The sequence below is a fragment of the Bradyrhizobium erythrophlei genome (genome assembly GCF_042430365.1).
Lineage (GTDB): Bacteria > Pseudomonadota > Alphaproteobacteria > Rhizobiales > Xanthobacteraceae > Bradyrhizobium > Bradyrhizobium erythrophlei.
Map to the genome: position 1 here is coordinate 1 of NZ_JBHMET010000096.1, position 1867 is coordinate 1867.

The 1867-nt window shown below is 60.9% G+C and carries 2 protein-coding genes and 2 pseudogenes; 1 reads left to right on the forward strand and 3 read right to left on the reverse strand.

The genetic code is table 11. From position 1 onward, the window contains the following. Positions 1-24 precede the first annotated feature (24 nt). Positions 25-332, reverse strand: a pseudogene (locus ACFFWD_RS16635) (IS21 family transposase); the annotation flags it as partial. 112 nt (positions 333-444) lie between these two features. On the opposite strand from ACFFWD_RS16635, the pseudogene ACFFWD_RS16640 reads away from it, so the two are divergent. Next, positions 445-620, forward strand: a pseudogene (locus tag ACFFWD_RS16640) (IS630 family transposase); the annotation flags it as partial. Positions 621-632: 12 nt separating this feature from the next. On the opposite strand, the gene ACFFWD_RS16645 reads toward ACFFWD_RS16640, so the two are convergent. Next, on the reverse strand, positions 633-818 hold the full coding sequence (locus ACFFWD_RS16645) for a hypothetical protein (protein WP_376966949.1): 186 nt from the start codon (positions 816-818) through the stop codon (positions 633-635). A 527-nt stretch (positions 819-1345) separates the two neighbouring features. Beyond that, a complete protein-coding gene (locus ACFFWD_RS16650) occupies positions 1346-1783 on the reverse strand; it encodes an ATP-dependent DNA ligase (RefSeq protein WP_376966951.1) in 438 nt (145 codons plus the stop codon). Positions 1784-1867: the final 84 nt, after the last annotated feature.

The window sequence follows — 1867 nt, forward strand, 5'->3', positions numbered from 1 at the left end:
CTGCTTGGCCCAGCGTCTGGCTTAACGGCGCACCGCATCGTAGCCGCCGTCATAGCCGCGCCCGCGCACTTCCTCGAAGCTGCGGATCAGCGTCAGCTGCTCGCGAGCGGAGCGAACGCATTGGCCGACAGCAGTTGCTCGAGGTCCGTTGTCCAGTGTCCCAACTTTGGCCGCGGCTAAACCTCACGCGGGTACTCGAATGACGTCTGGCCCGATCGCAGCACCTTGCGGACAGTGTTCCGCGACACCTTGAGATCCCGGGCGATCTTCTTGATCGTGTTGCCCTTGCCGAAGCGCTCGCGCCGGATCCGCGCAACCGCCTCCAGGGCCAGAAACTTCCGACCGTCTTGGCCGGCGGCTGATCGCCCGCGAGTGTCCCACGTCCGCCGACTAACGCATCGTTCGGCTTGCCGGCTCCCAACTGTCGCGACTGCGGCGTCCGTGCACTCGCCGGACCTGAACCCGATCGACAGGTCTTCGCCAAGCTCAAGCACTTGTTGAGCAAAGCCGCCGCGCGCTCGGCCGAAACCATCTGCGTCACAATCGGCGAAATCCTCCGAGCATTTACTCCCACCGAATACGCCAACTATTTCCGAAACTCAGGCTATGCCCAATCCTAAAAGCATCATGCTCTAGTCTTCGTCCGGCTCGCGCACGACCGGCGGTTCGTCGGCGCGGTCCTCTTCGTCCTCTTCCTCTTCGTTCTCGTCCTCTTCGTCTTCATCAGGATCTCGGGGCGGCATCGTTTTGCCCATGATCACGAAGGGACTCCAGTCGATCAACCTGGTGGAAACTTCCTCAGGGATGTGTGGGGTCATGTTGTTGCTCCTCGGGTGTGGACCCTGGGGGATTTTACCCCTTCTGCTCCGGTTTCCGCATGAGGATTAGCGCCGCACCTGTTTGCGGGGCATGCCAGCAGGACTTCGTGTATGTCGGGGCGGACGATATCTATCTTTGTCCCGCCGGTGCTCGCCGTCATACGGCAACATATGTGATCGCGGAATCGATCAAACAGGGAATTACTTCGTCGAGGCGCCGATTGATCAGCCCCAGTGAGTATTGGGATGTGAAGCAAAATCTGAAGGAAGGCATGTGGGTCGCTGAGACCAGAAATGCCGGACGGCCCGGCTTTCGGCCAGCGTTTGTCGAGCGCGCTGACGATGTACCGAGATCATCCCCGCCTCATCCACTGAGTTAAAGTTTCGCCGAGAGCGTCTTTCTTTTGTCCTTCGTCGGCTCAGGGTCATTGGCGTCGTTCTTGCCGTAGGCCAAGCATTTCCGGTCTATCCCGACAACCAGACATTTTTCAGAGCCGGTCCGGATTTCGCAATTGGGCCAAAAGCGGTCATGCCCCTTCCGCCCGGTCGCGTGATTGATATAGCCTAACCTTCGAGCCGGCCCGGCGGATGGCGCGAGCGCAGCCTACGAAATCGGAGATCCCGTCGACGCCGAGGACCACGGCCCTGCCGTCGACGATAAACTGACTGCGGCGGAGTTTGTGTGCGGCCTCGACGATGAAGGGGAATCGGTCGGTCCAGTCGTGGCCGTTGCGGGTGGAAACGCGCACGCGCTTGCCGTCGCGCTCCAGCCGCACACGAAGGCCGTCGTATTTGATTTCGTGGATGCAATCGTCGCCGTCCGGCACCGTCTTGCCACGGACCGGCAGGGCAAAATCAAAGGCCTTGGCCATGCTGTGCAGATAGGCCGTGGCAACCAGACCGCGCAGCGTTCCGCACAGCGAAATCAGTCCGGGGATTTTTCCGCGGGTGCGACGATCGCGCACCCGGCCGCGATGGAACCGGCGCGGCGATCCAACGGTTGATTAGCGTGTGAAAACCTTCCAATGGAGGGAGGGGGTCATGGAGAA